Origin of the sequence: Embleya sp. NBC_00888 (genome assembly GCF_045207655.1) — a bacterium.
Taxonomy (GTDB): domain Bacteria; phylum Actinomycetota; class Actinomycetes; order Streptomycetales; family Streptomycetaceae; genus Embleya.
Genome location: NZ_CP108784.1, coordinates 869,294 through 890,779, shown reverse-complemented (window position 1 = coordinate 890,779; position 21,486 = coordinate 869,294). Strand labels below are relative to the sequence as shown.

Sequence of the window (21,486 nt, the reverse complement as noted above, 5' to 3'; positions counted from 1 at the left end):
CCCCAGCAGGAGGCTCCCCGGATGTCGCCGTCGCCCGCCGCACCGGCCCGTCGTCGCCAGGTCCACCTGGTCGAGCTGACCGTGATGCCCGGCGTCCGCTACAGCGCCGTGCTCGGGCAGCTCCAGGCGGCGGCCCAGGCCGACCCCGGGCTGGCCGCCGCGACGACCTTCCACAAGCACGTGCACCTCCAGGGCGGCGGCGCCTACGCGCGCGCGGCCCGTACCGTGCTGGACGGCCTCGACGACCCGCTCGCGGTGGCCTTCACCGTCTACTTCTGGAACCGGGCCCGCACCCTGGAGCTGGCCCGGCGGGTCAAGGAGCGCTGGCCGCGCTGTCGGATCGTGGTCGGCGGCAACGACGTCACCCACCAACAGCGCGAGCTGTTCGCCCAGGCGCCGTGGGTGGACGTACTCGTGCACGGCGAAGGCGAGTTGCGCTTCCGGGATCTGCTGCGGGCGTTCCTCGCGCACCCCGACGCCCCGCTCGCCGACCCGACGCTCGGCGCCGCGTTGGCCGCGATCCCCGGGATCAGCCGACCCGGGCCGAACGGGCGCCCGATCGACACCGCCGACGCGCCTCGGGTGAGCGACCTGGACGCGCTCCCCTCCCCGCTGCTGGACCCGGGCGTGTGGTCGGACCAGGACCTGGCCGCGTCCCGGATGATCGTCTACGAGACCAACCGGGGTTGTCCGTACTCGTGCGCGTTCTGCTACTGGGGCGGCGCCACCAACTCCAAGGTCCGCCAATATTCGCTGGAGCGCATCCGGGCCGAACTCGACCGGATCGTCACCCACGCCGGCAACGGCACCCAACTGTTCATCGCCGACGCCAACTTCGGCATCCTGCCGCGCGACACCGAGATCGCCCGGCACCTGGTGGAGCTGTGCGCGCGGCACCGTAAACGGCTGCTGGTGATGACCAACTGGGCCAAGAACACCAACGGGCGCGTCGTGGAGATCGCCTCGATCCTGCACCGGGCCGGCCTGACCGGCGCGATCACGCTGTCCGCGCAGTCCTTCGACGCCGAGGTGCTGCAACTGGCCAACCGCACCAACATCCGGGTGGACAACTACCGGCGCATGCAACGGCAGTTCCGCGACCGGGGCATCCCGACCTACACCGATCTGATCTGGGGCCTGCCCGGCGAGTCGCTGGCCACCCACCTGGACGGCGTCGAGGAGGCGGTCGCTGCGGGCGGATCGCCGGTGGTCTACCCGCTGCTGCTGCTCAACAACACCGACTACACCCACGCGCGCTTTCGCGACGAGCACGCGCTGACCACCCGACGCATGCCGTGCGACCCGGGCAACACGGACCTGATCGCCGACGTGGTCACCGGCCACGCCCGGATGGACTTCGTGGACTGGCTGCGCGGCATGGAACTGCGCATCCCGCTCACGCTGTTCCACAAGTGCCTGCTGCGCTGCACCCTGCGCGTGCTGGCGCACACCACCGGCACGCGCACGGTCGACCTGGTCGCGGCGCTGGGCGAACACCTGCGCGCGGGCGGCCCCGATCCGATCGCCGCGTACTGGTTCGGCGACTACACCCGCTCGTGGCGCGAACCCGAGCGCTTCCCGCGCGAGGCGCTGTACGCCGAACTCGGCGACGAGTTGATCCACGAGGAGGTGCACTACCAGGCGATCCTGCATCGCATGGTGCGCAACCCCGACCGTGCCCGGCAACACGCGTACGCGGCGTTGGACTTCCTCTACGAGCGTCTGGGCGCGGACCCGGTCGCGGCGGCGCGATTGCCCGAGCGCGCGGACCTGGACCGGGTGACGGAGCTGGACCTGGCCGCCGCCGCGGTGTTCCGGGCCGGCATCCACAAGGTGGCCGAGACGCACGAGTTCGCGGTGCCCGGTGCGCTGTGGGCGATCCTGCGCGAGCACGGCGACGTCCCCCCGGCCGACGACGAGATCGCCGCCGACACGGACGCGGGCCTCGGCGCGGACGCCGATGCCGATGCCGACACCGGTCCGGTCCGGGGCCGGGTCGCGGTGCCGCAGGCCCGGATCCACTACCCGTTCAGCGCGTACGCCCTGTCCGTGTGGCACGGCAGCGGCCGGCCGATCCACGACTGCGCGACCACCGCCCGATCCGCCGGCCGGCCGCTACCGGCCCCTACGCTCCATTGAGATCGAGGCAGTCATGAATCGCACCGTGCGGGTGGCCGCCCCGATGCTCTACGCCACCGCGATCGTCCTGGCCTTCATGCTCGACACCAGGGCGGGCGTGGTGGTCTGCGTGGTCGGTGGCATGTTGCTGGGTGTGTTGTTCACGGTGGCGCGTCGCCGCTGATCGTCGCGTCCGCCGCCACCATCCGGCCCACCAACGACTCGGTGAACGCGGCGACCGTCGGGAACTCCCAGAGCGCGTCCGGTTCGATCTCGAAACCCACGCGCTCCTCGGCCTCGGCGAGCACGGACAACGCCGCCACCGAGTCCAGCCCGTAGTCGGTCATCGGCGTGCCGGGATCGATCGCATCGCGCGAGAGCTTCAACTCCTCGGCCAGAAAGCCGCAGAGCCAGCTCTGCAATTCGGCCCGCAGGACGTGCGCGGGAGAAGCGGGCATGTGCGGCTCCTTGGTCACGGCGGCGCGCGGCGCGGGATCGGCCGATCCGATCCGGCGGGCCGGCGCGGACGGCTACTGCGGATCCCGGTAGAGCGAGGCCAACCTGCCCTCGTGGAACAACTCGCGCATCGCCGAGCGCTGGACCTTGCCGCTGGTGGTGCGCAACACGGTGCCCGGGCTGAGCAGCGCCACGGTGCCCACCCGCACGCCGAACTCGCGTCCCACGGTGTGCCGCATCGCGGCCGCGAGCGCGGGCAGGCGCTCCTGGGGCACCCCGGTCACCTCGTGGGTGACCACGACCTCGGCGGACCCGGCGGAGGAACCGTTGGTGCCGGTGTCGAACACCACTCCCACCCGGCCCAGTTCCGGGTGATGCACGCGCAACTCCTGCTCCACGTCCTGCGGATACACGTTGCGTCCGTGCACGATCAGCATGTCCTTGAGGCGACCCTGTACGTACAACTCGCCGTCGTGGAGCACTCCCAGGTCGCCGGTGCGCAGATGGTCGCCGTCCTCGCCGAGCGCGGTGCGCGCGCCGAACACACCGCCGCCGTCGCCGTGTCCCCAGTAGCCGCCCGCGACGCCCGGACCGCGCACCCAGATCTCGCCCAAGCGACCCTCGGGCAGCACCTCGCGCGAGTCCGGATCCACCACGCGGATCTCGCATGCCTCGGTGGGCGGGCCGCAACTGATCACCTCGCGCGTGGCCCCACCCCGCGTCGCGGGCACGAACGTGCCCCGGGCGAGCGCGCCCAGGTCCACGCGTGTGGTCAGCGGGGTCCGTCCGCGCCGCCCGGACACGTACAACGTGGCCTCGGCCAGGCCGTAGCCGGGCAGCAGGGACTGCGGCCGGAAGCCGGCCGGGGCGAACCGCTGCGCGAACGCGGCCAGCACGAGCGGGTCGATCGGCTCCGAGCCGCACACCGCCACGTCCCAGCGGGACAGGTCCAGGCCGGCCACGTCCGCCTCGCCGATCTTGCGCAGGCACAGCTCGAAGGCGAAGTTGGGCGCGAACGAGACATTGACGCCGTACGCGTCGATCAGTCGCAACCAGCGCAACGGGCGTCGCACGAAGGCGCTCGGCTGCATCTGCACGGCGCTGCCGCCGGCCAGCAGACCCCACAACAACTGGGCGTTGAGTCCCATGTCGTGGTAGAGCGGCAACCACCCGCCCAGCCGCATGTCCTCGGGCCAGGTCATGCCGCGCATCCCGGCGAGGGCGTTGTGCAGGATGTTGCCGTGCCGCACGACCACGCCCTTGGGGCTGCCGGTGGAGCCCGAGGTGTATTGCAGCAGAGCGGTCGTGGATCGGTCCAGCGGCACCGGTGTCCAGGCGTCCGCGTCGCCGTCCAGGCCCGGTTCGTCGCCGGCGACGACCGGCACGTCGGCCGTTCCGGAGCCGGCGAGCCACTCGCGCACCTCGGCCGCGTCGGCGCACGTGGTCAGCACGGCGCCGATGCCGGCGTCCGCCGCGATCCCGACGAGCCGTTGCCGCTGATGCCGGTAGCGCCCGGGCAGGGGAGCCGGGATGGCGATCATCCCGGCGTAGAGGCAGCCCAGGAAGGCCGCGACGAACTCGAGACCGTTGGGGTGCAGTAGGAGCACCCGTGAGCCCGGCGCGAGGTGCTGTTGCAGCCAGGCGGCCCGGCCGCGTGCCTCGCGATCCAACTCGGCGTAGGTGCGGCGCCGCAATCCGCCCACCGGATCGTCCGGATCGGCGAGGAAGGCGACCGCCTCGGCCTGCGGCCGCTCGGCCGCGTGCCGGCGCAGCAGCGTCACCAGATCCGGCGCGTGGTCCAGGTCATCGATCATGCGAGTGTCCTTCGGCGGCCGGGCGGAAGTGCTCGGGCATGGGAAGGTGCGTGCTGCGGGAACGGACGAGGGCACGAGCGAGCGCCGCCGCACCCGGTCCATGGCCACCGGACACTACCGGCGCCGTCACGGGGCGGACAGGCCGGCCGGCCGCGGCGGCGGGTACATCGCGGCCCCGGCGCCCGGCCGGTCCGGGCGTTCAACCGGTGCGTCGCCGCAGTTGAACGCCTGTACGAGGCGGCGTGGTTGTCCGTCCGCCCGGCCGGTCCGAAAATGGCAGCGGCGGTGCCCGCATCACCCTTCTGCCCGGGCGCCTTCGTCCAGGGCCGACGTCGGATGTCCGCCGATGGCGCCGGTCGCACCGCCGTGAGCGGCGCACGACGCGGCGCACGCACGCCATGGTTGCCTGGTCTGCCCGCCAGGGTCGTCCATTTCCCCGGATCTCCTCGAAGCGGAGTGCCCAGATGACGGATACACCTGTTTTCCTGCGCTCGAAGGTCATCGTCGAACCACTCGTGGACAGGTTCTACGCCTGGCTGCACACGGTGGCGCCGATCCAGGCGGCGATGAACCTGGCCTACCTCCAGGTGCCGATGCTCGAGTCGTACGTGCAATCGCCCCAGGTGCACATCGCCGCCAGTGACAACCCGGCGCTGCGCGGCGGCTACTTCGTCAACATCGGCGCGGAACGCTCGGCCGAGGTCAAGGAGTTGCTGGAGACGATCAAGCGGGAACGGGCGGACATGCTGCGCCTGGCCGCGGCGGTGGCCGAGGCGCAGGAGCTGCTGCGGGCCAACGCCACCGGGTTCGACCTGACCCCGCTGTACCCCAAGCTCCCGCCCGAACTGGGCGGCCTGGTCGAGTTGGCCTACGACACCGACAACCAGGCCTCGGTGCGTTTCATCGAGCCGCTGGCCTACGCGAGCCAGGCGTACGTCGAGTCCCGGCAGTCGGTGCAACTGTCCCTGGAGCCGGGCACCGAGCGGCCGTTCATCCTGAGCACGCCCCGGCTGCCCGGACCGGACGTGTTGGAACTGCCCATCCCCTTCCGGCATCCCGGTCTCGAGGAGTTGTTCCGGGCCCGCACCACGGCGAGCTCGCTCGGCCGACTGCGCGAGGCGCTCGAACTCGACGACGCCCAGGCCGTGCGACTGGGCACGCTGCTCAGTGACAGGCCCAGTCTGTCCGAGGATCGGCACGTCGAGGCGGGCGGCCGGATCCGCTACTTCGGGCACGCGTGTCTGGTGCTCCAGACCCCCGAAGCGGCCATCGTGACCGACCCGTTCATCAGCGCGGACAGCTCCGCCGGCGACCGGTACACGCTGGACGACCTGCCGGACCGGATCGACCTGGCGCTGATCACCCACGGCCACCAGGACCACATCGTGCTGGAGACGCTGCTGCAACTGCGCGGCCGGGTCGGGGCGATCGTGGTCCCGCGCCCCTCGCGCGGCAACCTCGAGGATCCCTCCATGGCACTGATGTTGCGGCACATGGGCTTTCCGGTGATCGAGGTCGACGACTTCGAGGAGGTGCCGTTCCCGGGCGGCAAGGTGGTCGCCACGCCGTTCCTGGGCGAGCACTGCGACCTGGACATCCGCGGCAAGTCCACGTACTGGGTGGAGTTGGCCGGGCGCACCGCGTACGTGGGCGCGGACTCCTCCGGGATCGACCCGCAGCTCTACCGGCACGTGCGCAATCACCTGGGCACCGCGCACTACGCGTTCCTGGGCATGGAGTGCGACGGCGCGCCGCTGACCTGGCTCTACCAGGCGCTGCTGACCAAGCCGGTGACCCGCAAGATGAGCAAGTCCCGCAAGCTGTCCGGCTCGAACGCGGAGCAGGCCGCCGCGATCATGACCGAGCTGGGGGCGAACGAGGCGTACGTCTACGCCATGGGCGAGGAGAGCTGGCTGGGTCACGTGATGGCCACCACCTACAACGAGGACACCTACCAGCTCAAGCAGGTGGACGAGTTCCTGACCTGGTGCGCCGACCACGGGATCAAGGCCGGGCACCTGTTCGGGCAGCAGGAGTGGCGCTGGTGACGTCCCGGCGCGCCGGCCGGCCCCCGCGTGTGCGGGAGCACTGACCCGGCGCCGACCCGCACGCCCGATCGGCCGACCGCGTGGGACGCGGTCGGCCGATCGTGTGCGCGGGGCAGGGGCCGGGGACGGTGGCCGGTCCGACCGGACCGGCCACCGGCTCAGGTGAGGTTGCGGGGGATGCGCCAGAGCGCGAAGCCCGCGAGCAGCAGCGCGCCGCCGAGGAAGATCGCGGTCTCGGCCCACTGGAACGTCCAGTACCGGCCGGCGGGCTGGTACTTCACGTCGAAGTGCAGGTTCTGCGCGGCCAGGCACTCGCCGGACTCGGCCAACCCGGACTTCGCGGGCTCCAGGCAGCTCTGCACCTCGGGGCCGGTGATGGCGGGTTTGCCGTCGGCGGTGCGGATCTTGGTGGATCCGGTCAGCACCCACGCGCCGGGCATGCGGTAGTCCTCGATGCGCAGCGTCGCGCCGGTGGCGACCCGTTCGTCCGGTCCGCCGGCGTCGCCGTCCAGGATGAAGCTGCTCACCCGAGGCAGCGTGGTGCCGTTCACCGCGACCGCCGCCTCCTTGGCCGGGAGCATGTGCGGCCGCACGTACGGCATCACCACCTGCACGACGGCGAAGAGCACCAGCGTGACCGCCATGGCCGGCAGCGTGCGTCGGATCAGCAGGCCGATGGTGGTGCCCAGGACGAACGCGAAGACGGCGTAGCCGAGCGGCACGAGGTTGCGCGCGTCGAAGACGAGCGGGGTGAAGCGGGTGCCCTGGAGCCGGTCGAAGGGGCGGGCCGCCCAGGTGAGCAGGGCGGAGAAGACTCCGGTGAGGATCAGCGCGGCGACGGTGATCACGGCGAGCTTGACCGCGAGCCAACGCGCGCGGGTCACGCTCTGGTTCCAGACGAGTCGGTGGGTACCGCTCTCCAGCTCGCGGGTGACCAGCGGCGCGCCCCAGAAGGTGCCCAGGACCGCCGGGACCACGATGAGCAGGGCGCCGACGAGGGTCAGTTGCGCCTTGTAGTCGGATTCGAAGGCGTCCTTCGCGGTGGCGCAGGCGTTCAGCGCCTGGCAGCCGACGATGTGCGCGTCGTAGTCGTCGCGGATGGACAGGCCGAGGAAGACCAGGTAGATCGCCAGCACGGCCAGCGCGCCGAGCGCGATCAGGGCCTGGGTGCGAAATTGTCGCCAGGTGAGCCAGATCATCGCGGGGCCTCCGAGGTCTGGATCCGGGTGCGCGGCGCGGGCAGGCCCGCGGCGCTGTCGGCGGCCTGGGTCATGTAGGCCAGGACCATGTCCTCCAGGTCCACATGCTCGGCGGCACTGACATGGTGCGGCACCGAGCCGGACGTCCGCACCACCAACGTGCTCTGCCTGGCGGTGTGTTCGGCGGTGACCACGTTGATCGCCGCTGGCAGCGCATCGAGTTCGCCGCGCGCTCCGGTCAATCGGTAGTGGCTCGCCAGTAGTTCGTCCACCTCGCCGGCGAGTTGTACGCGTCCGGCGGCGAGCACGATCAGGTAGTCGCTGACCCGCTCCAGGTCGGAGAGCAGGTGTGAGGAGAGGATGATGCTCACCTCGATCTCGACCACGACCTCCATCAGGTTCTGGAGGAACGCGCGGCGCGCGAGCGGGTCGAGGGCGGCCACCGGTTCGTCGAAGATCAGCAACTCGGGGCGTTTGGCCGCGGCGATGGTGAGCGCGAGTTGGGCGCGCTGGCCGCCGGAGAGGCGGCCGGCCTTCTGCGCCGGGTCCAGGCCGAGTTGGCGGATCCGCTCCTCGGCCAACCGCCGATCCCAGCGCGGGTTCAGCCGCGCCCCCATGCGCAGGTGGTCGGCGATCGTCAGGCCCGGGTACACCGGGGTGTCCTGCGCGACGAAACCGACCCGGGCTAACTGGTCGGCGCTCGCGGCGGGTCGGTTGCCGAGCACGCTGATGGTGCCCGCGGTCGGGGCGATCAGGCCGCAGGTCAGACCCAGCAGCGTCGATTTGCCTGCCCCGTTGGGGCCGACCAGGCCGATGATGCGTCCGGAGGGGACACTCAGCGTGCAGTCGGCCAAGGCGTCGTGCCGGCCGTAGCGCTTGCCGAGTCCCTCGGTTTCCAGAACCGGAGTCATTGCCTCACCTTTCTGGTGTTCGCACGTTTTCCGTATGGGCTGCTTCGGTGGACCGCAGCGTGGTCCGGAAGGTGGTCATGAGCAGAGCCTCGATGCTGTCCGTGGTCAGGCCCGCTTCCTGGGCCCGGTCCAACCAGCTCCGCAACTCCTCGCGCAGGCTCTCGTGTGCCGCCAGCGAGCCGTCGGTGAGAGTGCGGGTGACGAAGGTGCCCACGCCCGGCCTGGGCGAGACCAGGCCCTCGTGTTCGAGCTCGCGATAGGCCTTGAGCACGGTGTTGGGGTTGATCGCGAGCTTGGAGACGACCTCCTTGACCGTCGGCAGTTGGTCGTCGACCGACAACATGCCCAGGCGCAGGGCCTGTCGGACCTGATGGACCAACTGCAGGTACGGGGAAACACCGGAGCGGGTGTCCAAATGGAAGTCGATCATGGTCACTCCGCTTTAACTAGGATGCTAGCACTTTAGTCTACTGCGTGTGGTGTGGCGCACACGGATTCGAACACGATCGCCCACCGGCGAAACGACGAAACGGCCGGGGTACGCCGCGATGTCGCGGCGTACCCCGGCCGTTCCCGGGCGGACCGGGCCGGTGGGGCGGGGGAGAGAGGGACGTAGCGGTCAGGCCGGTCCCGGCGCGGAGGTCTCCGGGAGCAGGTCCGGATCCGGCACGTCCTTCCGGTCGGCGAACTGCGTGCGGTACAAGTCGGCGTAGATCCCGCCGGCCGCCAACAGGGCGTGGTGCGTGCCGCGTTCCACGATCCGACCCGCGTCCACCACCAGGATCTGATCGGCGTCGCGGATCGTGGACAGGCGGTGCGCGATCACCAGCGAGGTCCGGCCCTTGAGCGCGGTCTCCAACGCCTGCTGGATCGCCGCCTCGGACTCCGAATCCAGGTGCGCGGTCGCCTCGTCCAGCACCACGATCGGCGGCGACTTGAGCAACAGCCGTGCCAGCGCCACCCGTTGCTTCTCGCCGCCGGAGAGCCGGTGGCCGCGGTCACCGACCACGGTGTCCAGGCCCTCGGGCAGCGCGTCGATCACCTCCTGGATCCGGGCGGCCTCGCACGCGGCGACCACCTCGGCCTCGGTCGCCTCCGGGCGGGCGTACAGCAGATTCGCCCGGATCGTGTCGTGGAACAGGTGAGCGTCCTGGGTGACCACGCCGATCGTGTCCCGAAGCGAGGTCAGGGTCAGCTCGCGCAGGTCGTGCCCGCCCACCCGGACCGCGCCGCGAACCGGGTCGTACAAGCGCGGCACCAGATTGGTGATCGTGGTCTTGCCCGCGCCCGAGGAGCCGACCAGCGCGGTCATCCCGCCCTGCGGCACGGTGAAGCTCAACTCCCGCAGCGTCCAGTCGTCCTGCGCCGACTCCCGCACCCGCGCCCCGGTGCTCTCCAACGAGGCCAGCGAGACCTCCTCGGCGCTCGGATAGCGAAACCACACGTCGTCGAACTCCAGATCCAGGCCCGACGTGCCGTCGTCGCTCCCCGCGGGCAGGTCGTGCGCCTGCGGGTCCTCCACGATCAGCGGTTGCAGGTCCAACACCTCGAAGACCCGGTCGAAGCTCACCAGCGCGGTCATGAAACTCGCCTGGATGCTGGAGAGTTGATTGATCGGCCCGTACAACCGCAACAACAGCGCGACCATCGCCACCAGCGCGCCGATCTCCAGGGTGCCGTCGATGGCCAGCCGCCCGCCGAACCCGTAGACCAGCGCGGTGGTCAGCGCGGTCAACAACGTCGCCAGGATGAAGAACAATCGCGCGTACACGTTCGAGACCACCGCGATGTCCCGCACCCGGGCCGCCCGCCGCGCGAACGCGTCGGACTCCTCCACCGGGCGCCCGTACAGCTTGACCAGCATCGCGCCCGAGACGTTGAAGCGCTCGTTCATCATCGAGCCCATCTCGGCGTCGAGTTGCATCTCCTCCCGGGCCAGTCGTTGCATGGCCCGACCGAAGTACCTTGCGGGCACCAGGAAGATCGGGATCAGCACCAGCGCGGCCAAGGTGATCTGCCACGAGAGATAGAACATCGCGGCCAGCACCAGACCCACCGTCAGGAACGTGGACACCGCCTGCGTCAACAACGTCGTCACCGCCTGCTGCGCACCGATGATGTCGGTGTTCAGCCGGCTGACCAGGGACCCGGTCTGGGTGCGGGTGAAGAACGCCAACGGTTGCCGCTGTACGTGCGTGAACACCTCGGTGCGCAGCTCGTAGACCAGCCCCTCGCCGACCCGCCCGGAGAACCACGCCTGGCAGTAGATCGCCCCCGCGTCCACCACGGCCAACACCGCGATGGCCACGGACAACCACACCACGACGGAGAAGTCGCCCGGCCGGATGCCGTCGTCGATGACCGTCTTCAACATCAACGGACTCGCGGCCATGATGACCGCGTCCACGATCGTCGCCACCAGCGCCAGCACCACCCAGTGGCGATGGCGGCCCGCGTACGGGAGCACGCGCCGGACCGTGCCCGGCGAGACCCGCTGCCGGGTGATCGAATCGTCCAGACGCAGCGTCGGCCCCATGCCCGGGGCGGCCATCATGCTCACGGAACTTCCTCTCAGTACTTTTCGAGGAACTCGACGATCACCGAGTTGACCTCCTCGGGACGTTCGAGGTGGCCCAGGTGGCCCGCGTCGGGGATCGTGACCAGGTCGCAGTCCGGGATGGCGTCGGCCACCTCGGCGGCCAGATGCACGGGCGAGATCAGGTCGTCGGCGAACGCCACCACCCGACACGGCACGGTGATCCGGCCCAACTGCGCACGCCGATCCACGTCCAGGTCCACCCAGGCCTGGCCACCGGTGGAGTCCGCGTCGCCGGACAACTCGAAGATCTCCAGCCACGTCGCGGCCGAGGCGTCGTCGTTCAACGTGCTCGGCGACAACATCTGGATCGCCGTGTTCAACGCGCGATAGGCGGGCGGCAGACGGACACCGTCCTGGTCCACCGCCCGTTCCGCGAGAGTCTGCGCCCGCCGGATGGCATCCGATCGCGCCCGCGTGGCGATGAGCACCGCACTGTGCACCGACTCGGGGTGGTGTACCGCGAGTTCCTGTGCGATCAAAGCACCCAGGGAAAGCCCGACCAGACGACACGGAGCCAGATCCAAAGCGTCGATCAGACCCTTGGTATCGGCCACCATGTCCTCGAGCGAATATTTCCCCGGCGGTACATCCGAGGGCGCGATTCCCCGATTGTCGACGACGACCGTCTCGAATCCGGCCCGATGCAGCGCGGGAGTCTGATGCATGGTCCAGACCCGACCCGCGGCGCCCGAACCCATGATGAGAAGAACACTTTCCCCGCGACCCGAGCGCTCGTAGGAAAGACGGATGCCATTGGCGTGCAGGAAAGGCATGGTCGATGAGTTCCATTCGCCGTCGGGAACGGGATGCCGCCCCCGGGCCACGCCGGCCCGAGCGTCCGCGCCCCGACCGTAGCGGGCGCCGAGGCGACCGGCTCGCCGCGATCCCGCCGCGATTCACCATGTCATCGGCAGGCCGCCGGGCTCAACGCGACCACCTGGGACGACGCCCGCGAGCGGGGCCCGCGGGTGTTCAACCGTGGCGCCGCCGCAGTTGAACGAGCGGCACCGAATCCGCCGAACGCCCGCCCCCGATCGGCCGGTTGACATCCCCCGAGCACGCTGATGAGGATGACGGCCGGAAGCGAAGAGAATCCCGAAAAAGCCGCCCCGGCAAGGCCGGACGCCCTCGACCGGAAGGGCGGCAGCGAATCCGGTCGAGTCGGATCCGGCCGAGAATACCGTCGACGCACGGGTGAAACCGACGACGGATTCCCGAATCGGCACACGCCGCGGACCACACTCGTCTCGGCCGGTCTTCACGGATCTCTATGGAGAAGTACCGACCTTCTCCCGGTCGCGGCCGCCGACATCACCTGGGGGAGAGCGAATGGCCGCAACCGCGCCTGGGCTTTGGGAACTGACGGCCGGTCAACTGGGCGTGTGGTACGCGCACCAGGTGGCGCCGGAGCACACGGTCTACAACGTCGGCGAATACCTGGAGATCCACGGCGACGTGGACGTGGACCTGTTCGTGAGCGCGGTACGCCGCGTGCTCGACCAGGCCGAGACCCACCGGCTCCGCTTTCGCACCGTCGACGGCGCACCCCGCCAATACCCGGACCCGGCGGACGAGCACCCCGTGCGCGTGGTCGACGTCGGCGCCGAAGCCGACCCGCGAGCCGCCGCCGAAAACTGGATGCGCCGCGACCTGGCCCGCAGGCTCGACCCCTCCACCGACCGCCTGTTCACCTCCGTCGTGCTCACCCTGGCGCCCGGCCGGGTGTTGTGGTACCAACGCGCCCACCATCTGGTGATGGACGGCCACGCGGGATCGCTGATCGCCGACCGGGTCGCCCGCGTCTACACCGCGCTGCTGGCCGGCCGCACCCCCGACGAACCGCCCCTGGAATCGGTCTCGGTGCTGATCGACGCCGACCGCGCCTACCGCGCCTCGGCACACTTCGAACGGGACCGGCGGTACTGGCACGACACGCTCTCGGGCCCCGCCGAGACCTCGTCCCCCGACACCCGGTACGCGCGCAGCCTGCCCAGCGCGCAGACCCGGCACAGCGCCGCGGTCGACTTGCGCGACACCACCCGGCTCAAGGCCGCCGCGGCCCGGCTGCGCACCAACCTCCCCGGACTGGTGATCGCCGCCGCGGCCGCGCACCAACACCGCAGCACCGGCGCCCGCGACGTGATCCTGGGCATCCCCGTCCTGGGCCGAACCGGGCGCCGCGCACTCGCCATCCCCGGCATGACCTCCAACGTGATGCCGCTGCCACTGCGACTGGACCCGCGAACCACCGTCGGCGAACTCGTCGCACAGACCTCCACCGCCGTGCTCTCCGGCCTGCGCCACCAGCGCTACCGCTACGAGGACATGCTCCGCGACCTGAACAGCGTCGACGGCGCGGCACTGTGCGGCCTGGTCGTGAACGTGATGAGCTTCGACTACTCGATGCGCTTCGGCGACTGCCCCGCCACCGTCCGCAACCTCTCGCACGGCCCGATCGTCGACCGCCAGCTCAACGTCTACGACCGATCCGCCGACACCGGCCTGGACATCGACGTCGACGTCAACCTCGACCTGCACGCCCCCGAGACGGCCGGCGACCTCGCCTCCCGCTTCCTGCGCGTGCTGCACCGCATCGCCGCCGCAGACCCCACCGAACCGATCGGCCGGATCGACCTGCTCGACCCGGACGAGCGGCACACGCTCACCACCCGCGGCAACGACACCACCGCCCCGGTACCTGCCCTGACCGCCGCCGACATGTTCCGCGCCCGGGTCGAACACACCCCGCACGCCCCCGCCGTGCTCTGCGACACCGACCCGATCGACTACGCCGAACTGGACGCCCGCGCGAACCGCCTGGCGGCCCACCTGACCGCATTGGGGGTGGGCCGCGAATCGGTGGTCGCGGTGGTCCTGGACCGCGGCGTCGACCTGATCGTCGCACTGACCGCCGTGCTCAAGGCGGGCGCCGCCTATCTGCCCGTCGACCCCCGCCAACCACTCGAACGCCTCGCGTACATGCTCACCGACAGCCGCGCCTCGGTCCTGCTCGGCTCGGACGACCTCCTCGACGACCTTCCCGTCCGCGGCCTGCTCACCGTCGCCCTCGACGACCCCTCGGTCCGCGCCGCGATCGACGCCCGACCCGCCGACCCGATCCCCACCCGCGCCCGGCTCGCCGACCTGGCCTACGTGATCTACACCTCCGGCTCCACCGGACGACCCAAGGGCGTGGCCCTGACCCACGCCGGCATCGCCTCCCTGGTCACCGCCCAGGTCGACCGGCTCGACGTCACCCCGGACAGCCGGATCCTGCAATTCGCCTCGATCGGATTCGACGCCGCGACCTGGGAAATCGTGATGGCGCTGTGCACCGGCGCGGCCCTGGTGGTGGCCCCGGCCAAGGAACTGCTCCCCGGCAGCGGCCTCGCCGACGTGATCACCCGACACCGCGTCACCCACGCCACGCTGCCCCCGGCGGTGCTCCCCGTCCTCGACCCCCGAGAGCTGACCTGCCTGCGCACCCTGGTCTCCGCCGGCGAGGCCCTCGGCCGCGAACAGGCGAGCCGATGGGCACCGGGCCGACGCATGATCAACGCCTACGGGCCGACCGAGACCACCGTGTGCGCGACCATGTCCCGGCCGCTGCGCCCGGACACCGACCCCGACATCGGCACGCCGATCACCAACTCCCGGGTGTACGTCCTCGACCACTGCCTCGCGCCGGTCCCGATCGGGGTCACCGGCGAGCTCTACGTCGCCGGCGCCGGCCTGGCCCGGGGCTACCTGGGCCGCCCGGGGCTGACCGCCGAACGCTTCGTCGCCGACCCGTTCCGGGCCGGCGGGCGGATGTACCGCACCGGAGACCGGGTGCGCCGGACCCCCGACGGGCAACTCGCCTTCGCCGGGCGGGTCGACGAACAGATCAAGATCAGAGGCTTCCGGATCGAACCCGCCGAGATCGAGGCGGCACTGCGAACCCACCCCCTCGTCGGCCAGGCCGTGGTGATCGCCCGGGAGAGCGAATCCGGCGACCGGCGACTGCTGGGCTACGTGGTCGGCCCGGAGTCCTCGGGCGAGGCCGACGGCGCCGCCGCGGGCACGGTCGCCGACCTCGACGTGTGGGGCGAGAGCGCAACGGCCGAGGCGCTGCGCCGGTACCTGGCCGAGCGGTTGCCGGAGTACATGGTGCCCTCGGCGATCGTGCCGCTGCCCGCGTTCCCGCTGACCGTCAGCGGCAAGATCGACCGGAGCGCGCTGCCCGACCCGCGCCGGCACACGGTCGTCGACAGGTCGACCACCCCGGAAGAGGACATCCTCCGCGGGATCTTCGCCGACGTCCTGGACCTGGCGGCGGTGGGACCGGACGCCAACTTCTTCGAACTCGGCGGCCACTCGCTGCTCGCCGCCCGACTGATCTCCCGCGTCCGCGCACTGCTGGGCGTCGACCTGGAGATGCGCGAGCTGTTCCGCACCCCCACCCCCGCCGGCCTCGCCGCCCACCTGTCCGGCGCGATCACCGGCTCGACCCGGAACCGGCCCGTGCTCGCCGCGCAGCCCCGTCCCGACCGGATCCCGCTGTCCTTCGCACAACAACGACTGTGGTTCCTGGCCCAACTGGAAGGGCGCGGCACCACCTACAACGCGCCGATCATCCTGCGGCTGTCCGGAGATCCGGACCCGGCGGCGCTGTCCGCCGCGCTGCGCGACGTGCTGGAGCGGCACGAGGTGCTGCGCACGGTGCTTCCGGCCGAGGAGGGCCGCCCGTACCAGCGGATTCTGCCGACGGACGAGGTGGGGTGGAGTCTGTCGACGATTCATCTCCCGGCGGACGAACTTCCCGCCGCCGTACAGCGCGCGGCCACGCACGCGTTCGACCTCGCGGTGGAACCTCCGTTTCGGGCTTGGTTGTTCGCGGGTGATGGCGACGCTGTCGACGCCGGAGCCGAGGCCCGGACCGGTTCCGATTCCGGTCCCGCCTCCGCCCTCGGACTCGGCGAGTACGTGCTGGTCGTGGTGGTGCATCACATCGCCGCGGACGGCTGGTCGATGGGACCGCTCGGCCGCGACATCTCGACCGCGTACGCGGCCCGGCGCGGGGACCGGGCCCCGGACTGGGCGCCGTTGCCGGTGCAGTACGCGGACTACGCGCTGTGGCAGCGGGAGTTCCTCGGCGCGGAGGACGATCCGGACAGCCCGATCCGGGCCCAGATCGACCACTGGCGCACGGCCCTGGCCGGCGCCCCCGAGGAGTTGGCCCTGCCCGCCGACCGCGGCCGGCCGGCCGCGGCCGGCCATCTCGGGCACAGCGTCCCGCTCGACGTGCCCGCGGACCTGCACCGCGCGCTGGTGGAACTGGCCCGGGCCGAGGGCGTGACCGTCTACATGGTGCTCCAGGCGGCCCTGGCTTTGCTGCTGTCCCGCCTGGGCGCCGGCACGGACATCCCGATCGGCTCGGCGGTCGCCGGCCGTACCGACGAGACGCTGGATCCCCTGATCGGCTGCTTCGTCAACACGCTCGTCGTGCGCACCGACCTCACCGGCGACCCCGAGTTCACCGAACTGCTGGCCCGGGTCCGACGCACCACCCTGGGCGCCTTCGCCCACCAGGACGTGCCCTTCGAGCGACTCGTCGAAGAACTCGCCCCCACCCGGTCCACGGCCCGACACCCGCTCTTCCAGGTCGTGCTGACGATGCAGGAAAGTGTCGAAACGGTTCTGGAACTGCCCGACGTCACCGTCGAGTTGTTGCCTGATGCACGCCCCGGGGTGAAGTTCGACCTCGACGTCATGGTGGCCGAGACCTTCGACCAGCAGGCCCAACCCGCCGGACTCACCGGCTCGGTGACCGCCGCCGTCGACCTGTTCGACGCGGATACGGCCCGTACCATCGCGGAGCGCTGGGTCCGGGTGCTGCGCGCGGTGACCGAGACCCCCGACATCCGAGCCGGCCGGGTGAACCTGCTCGACCGGGCCGAGCGGACCCGCGTGCTGGCCGAGTGGAACGACACCACGCTCCACGTCCCCCACCACACCATCGCGCAACTCTTCCGCGCCCAGGCCGCACGTACCCCCGATGCCCCGGCGGTGACCTGCGGCGAAACACACACCTCGTACGCCGAACTGCGCGAGCACGCCGACCGGGTGGCCCGATACCTGCTCGGATCCGGCGTCGGACCGGAATCGGTGGTGGGCCTGTGCCTGCCTCAAGGCCTCGCGATGACCTCGGCGATCCTGGGCGTATGGCAGGCCGGCGCCGCGTACGTCCCGATCGACGCCCGCCAACCGGTGGACCGGATCGCCTTCCTGCTCACGGACAGCCGGGCCGTGCTGCTGATCGCCACCGAAGAGGTGCTGGACGACCTCCCGGCGGGCAAGGTGCGCATGGTCTCGATGGACGACCTGCCCACCGGGCCGGGCACGGCGGACCCCGTACCGGATCCGGTCCTCGATCCGGCCGGACTGGCCTACGTGATCTACACGTCCGGTTCGACCGGCACACCCAAGGGCGTCGCGGTCACCCACGGCGCGCTGGCCAACTACGTGACCTCGGTGCCCGCGCGGATCGGCCTCGGCACACCGGGAGCCCGCTACGCGCTGCTACAGTCCCAGGTCACCGACCTGGGCAACACGACCGTGTTCACCTCCCTGGTCAGCGGCGGCCACCTGCACATCCTCGACGCCGACACCGTGCTCGACCCCCAAGCCGTGACCGACTACCTGGCCGAACACCGGATCGACCACGTCAAGGCCGTACCCTCCCACCTGGCCGCGCTCGCCGAACGCGGCGGCCCGGCAGCCGTACTGCCCGCCCGCACCCTGATCCTGGGTGGTGAGGCAGCCCCCGCGCCGTGGGTACGCGAGCTGCTGCACGCGGCCGGCGACCGCGCCGTGTTCAACCACTACGGGCCGACCGAGACCACCATCGGCGTCACCACCACCCGGCTGACCGCCGAGATGGTCGAGCACGGCGTGGTCCCGATCGGCACCCCCATCGGCAACACCCGGGCCTACGTCCTCGACGAGGCCCTGAACCCGGTGCCGATCGGGGTGACCGGCGAACTCCACATCGCCGGCGCGGGCCTCGCGCGCGGCTACACGAACCGACCCGGGCTGACCGGTGAGCGCTTCGTGGCCTGCCCGTTCGGCACGGGCGAGCGCATGTACCGCACCGGCGACCGAGCCCGTTGGACCCCGGACGGACGACTCGCCTTCGCCGGGCGGGTCGACGACCAGGTCAAGATCAGAGGCTTCCGGATCGAACCCGCCGAGATCCGGGCCACCATCCTCACCCACCCCCTGGTCGCCCAGGCCGCGGTGATCGCCCGCGAGGACGCACCGGGCGGCCCCCGCCTGATCGCCTACCTCGTCCTCGACGCCAACCGTGACGACGAGGAACCGGTCGACGCGGTACGGGTGTTCCTGGCCCGACGGCTGCCCGAGCAGATGCTGCCCTCGGCCCTGGTGGTCCTGGACGCACTGCCCCTCACCGGCAACGGCAAGCTCGACCGCGACGCGCTGCCCGCGCCGGAACCCGGCGCCGCCGAATCGACCGGACGCCGGCCCGCCAACCCGCGGGAGGAAATCCTGTGCGGCGTCTTCGCCGACATCCTCGGCCTGGACGCGGTGGGCGTGGACGACAACTTCTTCGAACTGGGCGGCCACTCGCTCCTGGCCACCCGACTCATCTCCCGGGCCCGCTCCGCGCTGGGCGTGGAACTCGCAGTCCGGGCCCTGTTCGAGACACCGACCCCGGCGGGCCTCGTCACCGCGCTCGCCGGCGCCGATCGGGCCCGAACGGCCCTGGCCGCCCGGAGCCGCCCGGAGCGCGTCCCGCCCTCCTACGCCCAGCAACGGCTGTGGTTCCTCGGTCAGTTGGACGGCCCCGACCCGACCTACAACATTCCGGTAGTGGCCCGCCTGACGGGCGACCCGGACCGTACGGCCCTGAGCGCGGCGCTGCGTGACGTGCTCGCCCGGCACGAGGTGCTGCGCACCGTGTTCACCGTCGTGGACGGCGAGCCGTACCAGGAGATCCTGAGCCCCGACGAGATCACATGGCAGCCGACCTTCGTCGACGTCGCGGCGGACGACGTGGCGGCCGAGGTGGCCCGAATGGCGACGTGCACCTTCGACCTGGCGACCGAGCCGCCGATCCGGGTGTGGCTGCTGTCCGCGAACGTCCGGGAACACGTCCTGGTGGTGGTGCTCCACCACATCGCGGGAGACGGCTGGTCCTGGGGACCCCTGGGCCGGGACATCGCGTTGGCCTACGCGGACCGGCGCGCGGGACGGGCGCCCGAGTGGACGGCACCGTTGCCGGTCCAGTACGCCGACTACGCGCTGTGGCAGCGGGAGTTGCTCGGCGCGGCCGACGATCCGGACAGTGTGCTGGCGCGACAGGTGGGTTTCTGGCGGGCGGCACTGGCGGGCGTCCCGGAGGAGCTCGAACTGCCGGTCGACCGCCCGCGTCCGGCGGTGGCGAGCCACGCCGGCCACAGCGTCCCGGTCGAGATCCCGAGCGAACTGCACGGCCCATTGCTTGAGTTGGCGCGGGCCGAGGGCGTCACGGTGTTCATGGTCCTTCAGGCGGCGCTGGCGGTGTTGTTGTCGCGGTTGGGCGCCGGTACGGACATCCCGATCGGGTCGGCCGTGGCGGGGAGGACGGACGAAGGGCTGGATGAGCTGGTCGGGTGCTTCGTCAACACGCTCGTGTTGCGCACCGACCTGTCCGGCGATCCGGCCTTCCGGGAGGTGCTGGGCCGGGTTCGTGAGACGGGCCTGGCGGCGTTCGGGAATCAGGATGTGCCGTTCGAGCGGTTGGTGGAGGAGTTGGCGCCGGCGCGGTCGTTGGCGCGCCATCCGCTGTTCCAGGTGATGTTGACGCTTCAGAACGCCGGTCGGGCCGGGTTGGAGTTCGACGGTCTGGACGTCGAGACGGTCTCCGGAATGAAGCCGGCATCGAAGTTCGACCTGGAACTGAGCCTCGCGGAGATCGTGGACGAGCGCGGTCGCGCGATCGGTCTTTCGGGGGGTCTGACCGGCGCCGCCGATCTGTTCGACGCGGACTCGGTGGCGGAGGTCGCCGATCGGCTGGTCCGGGTACTGCGGACGGCCGCCGCTGCGCCGGACACTCGGCTCGCCGCAGTTGATGTGCTCACCGACGATGAGCGGTCTCGGGTGTTGGTGGGGTGGAACGACACGGCTGTGGAGGTGGCCCCGGCCGCGGGTTCGGGTTCGGTTGTGGGGTTGTTCGAGGCTCGGGTGGTGGCGTCGCCGGGTGCGGTGGCGGTGGTGTTCGAGGGCGTCGAGTTGTCGTTCGCGGAGTTGGATGCGCGGGCGAATCGGCTTGCGCGGTGTTTGGTGGGGTTGGGGGTGGGTCCGGAGTCGATTGTCGCGGTGGTGTTGGAGCGCGGGATCGATCTGGTTGTTTCCTTGCTGGCGGTGTTGAAGGCGGGCGGCGCTTATCTGCCGATCGATCCGGGCTATCCGGCGGATCGGGTCGGGTTCCTGTTGCGGGATGCGGGGCCCGTGCTGGTGGTGACGGATACGGCGTCGGCGCCCGTTGTCGACGGGCCGCCGGTTCTGATCGTCGATGACGCCGAGGTCGTGGCGCGGGTGGCCGGGTTCGATGGCGGCACGCTGAGCGACTTCGAGCGTGGTGGTGTGCTGACCGGCGATATCGCGGCGTATGTGATCTATACGTCGGGTTCGACGGGGGTGCCGAAGGGTGTGGTGGTGCCGCACGCGGGTGTGGTGAATCGCCTGGTGTGGATGTGGGATCGGTATGGGTTCGGTGTCGGTGATCGGGTGATGCACAAGACGCCGTTCGTGTTCGACGTCTCCGTGTGGGAGTTGTTCGCGACGCTGTTGTCGGGGGCGGCGATGGTGGTGGCCCGGCCGGGTGGTCATCGGGATCCGGGCTATGTGGCCGCGTTGGTGCGTGAGCAGCGGGTGGGGGTGATGCACTTCGTGCCCTCGATGCTGGATGCGTTCCTGGAGGAGCCGACGGCCGCGGCCTGCGCGCAGGATCTGCGTCTGGTGGTGTGCAGTGGCGAGGCGCTGTCGGTGGGGACCCAGGCCCGCTTCCATGCGCTGTTCGAGGGTGTGGAGTTGCACAACCTGTACGGCCCCACCGAGGCGTCCGTGGACGTCACGGCTTGGCACTGCACCCCCGATTGGGAAGGCTTGTCGGTCCCGATCGGCGCACCGATCGCCAACACGCGGGTGTACGTCCTGGACGACAACCTCGCGCCGGTTCCGCCTGGTGTGACGGGTGAGTTGTACCTGGCCGGTGTCCAGCTCGCCCGGGGTTACGTCGGTCGCCCCGGGCTGACGGGCGAGCGCTTCGTGGCGTGCCCGTTCGGCTCCGGCGAGCGC

The 21,486-nt window shown here is 71.0% G+C and carries 11 protein-coding genes (1 of these 11 running past the window's edge); 4 read left to right on the top strand and 7 right to left on the bottom strand.

From position 1 onward, the window contains the following. Positions 1–21: 21 nt before the first annotated feature. Both OG948_RS03480 and OG948_RS03475 read left to right on the top strand, forming a co-directional pair. Positions 22–2,139 carry a radical SAM protein gene (locus OG948_RS03480; protein WP_406293733.1) on the top strand — a complete coding sequence of 706 codons (2,118 nt, stop codon included), beginning with the start codon at positions 22–24 and terminating at the stop codon, positions 2,137–2,139. A 13-nt stretch (positions 2,140–2,152) separates the two neighbouring features. Next, a complete protein-coding gene (locus tag OG948_RS03475) occupies positions 2,153–2,302 on the top strand; it encodes a hypothetical protein (protein ID WP_406293732.1) in 150 nt (49 codons plus the stop codon). Here OG948_RS03475 and OG948_RS03470 read toward each other — a convergent pair. After that, positions 2,280–2,576: an acyl carrier protein gene (locus OG948_RS03470; RefSeq protein ID WP_406293731.1), complete on the bottom strand. Its 297-nt coding sequence runs from the start codon at positions 2,574–2,576 to the stop codon at positions 2,280–2,282. The two genes, OG948_RS03475 and OG948_RS03470, sit on opposite strands and share 23 nt — an antisense overlap. A 72-nt stretch (positions 2,577–2,648) precedes the next feature. Then, positions 2,649–4,388: a fatty acyl-AMP ligase gene (locus OG948_RS03465; protein ID WP_406293730.1), complete on the bottom strand. Its 1,740-nt coding sequence runs from the start codon at positions 4,386–4,388 to the stop codon at positions 2,649–2,651. Between the two features lie 464 nt (positions 4,389–4,852). Between OG948_RS03465 and OG948_RS03460 the strand changes: the two genes are divergently transcribed. Next, positions 4,853–6,436: an MBL fold metallo-hydrolase gene (locus OG948_RS03460; protein ID WP_406293728.1), complete on the top strand. Its 1,584-nt coding sequence runs from the start codon at positions 4,853–4,855 to the stop codon at positions 6,434–6,436. Positions 6,437–6,594: 158 nt separating this feature from the next. Here OG948_RS03460 and OG948_RS03455 read toward each other — a convergent pair whose 3' ends face one another. From OG948_RS03455 to OG948_RS03435, 5 genes are all read right to left on the bottom strand, one after another. Then, positions 6,595–7,635, bottom strand: coding sequence for a hypothetical protein (locus OG948_RS03455; protein WP_406293727.1), 1,041 nt, complete (start codon positions 7,633–7,635; stop codon positions 6,595–6,597). Continuing rightward, entirely contained in the window at positions 7,632–8,546 is a 915-nt protein-coding gene (locus tag OG948_RS03450) for an ABC transporter ATP-binding protein (protein WP_406293725.1), read from the bottom strand. Before OG948_RS03450 ends, OG948_RS03455 begins: the two co-directional genes overlap by 4 nt. 4 nt (positions 8,547–8,550) lie before the next feature. Next, positions 8,551–8,976, bottom strand: a complete 426-nt coding sequence (locus OG948_RS03445; protein ID WP_395867992.1) for a GntR family transcriptional regulator — start codon at positions 8,974–8,976, stop codon at positions 8,551–8,553. A gap of 189 nt (positions 8,977–9,165) precedes the next feature. Further along, a complete protein-coding gene (locus OG948_RS03440) occupies positions 9,166–11,100 on the bottom strand; it encodes an ABC transporter ATP-binding protein (protein WP_406300171.1) in 1,935 nt (644 codons plus the stop codon). Positions 11,101–11,117: 17 nt separating this feature from the next. After that, positions 11,118–11,810 (bottom strand): alpha/beta fold hydrolase, encoded by a 693-nt coding sequence (locus OG948_RS03435; protein ID WP_406293723.1) that lies wholly within the window; start codon positions 11,808–11,810, stop codon positions 11,118–11,120. Between the two features lie 664 nt (positions 11,811–12,474). Here OG948_RS03435 and OG948_RS03430 point away from each other — a divergent pair. Continuing rightward, positions 12,475–21,486: the 5' portion of an amino acid adenylation domain-containing protein gene (locus tag OG948_RS03430; RefSeq protein ID WP_406293722.1), read on the top strand. The gene runs 681 nt beyond the window's last position; the window shows 9,012 of its 9,693 coding nt (coding positions 1–9,012); it begins with the start codon at positions 12,475–12,477; the stop codon falls past the right edge of the window.

Bases quoted from the DNA above. Each gene is read 5' to 3' on its own strand.
- OG948_RS03475 (WP_406293732.1), top strand. From the start codon at position 2,153: ATGAATCGCACCGTGCGGGTGGCCGCCCCGATGCTCTACGCCACCGCG.
- OG948_RS03460 (WP_406293728.1), top strand. From the start codon at position 4,853: ATGACGGATACACCTGTTTTCCTGCGCTCGAAGGTCATCGTCGAACCA.
- OG948_RS03465 (WP_406293730.1), bottom strand. From the start codon at position 4,388: ATGATCGATGACCTGGACCACGCGCCGGATCTGGTGACGCTGCTGCGC.
- OG948_RS03470 (WP_406293731.1), bottom strand. From the start codon at position 2,576: ATGCCCGCTTCTCCCGCGCACGTCCTGCGGGCCGAATTGCAGAGCTGG.
- OG948_RS03455 (WP_406293727.1), bottom strand. From the start codon at position 7,635: ATGATCTGGCTCACCTGGCGACAATTTCGCACCCAGGCCCTGATCGCG.
- OG948_RS03450 (WP_406293725.1), bottom strand. From the start codon at position 8,546: ATGACTCCGGTTCTGGAAACCGAGGGACTCGGCAAGCGCTACGGCCGG.
- OG948_RS03480 (WP_406293733.1), top strand. From the start codon at position 22: ATGTCGCCGTCGCCCGCCGCACCGGCCCGTCGTCGCCAGGTCCACCTG.
- OG948_RS03445 (WP_395867992.1), bottom strand. From the start codon at position 8,976: ATGATCGACTTCCATTTGGACACCCGCTCCGGTGTTTCCCCGTACCTG.
- OG948_RS03440 (WP_406300171.1), bottom strand. From the start codon at position 11,100: ATGATGGCCGCCCCGGGCATGGGGCCGACGCTGCGTCTGGACGATTCG.
- OG948_RS03435 (WP_406293723.1), bottom strand. From the start codon at position 11,810: ATGCATCAGACTCCCGCGCTGCATCGGGCCGGATTCGAGACGGTCGTC.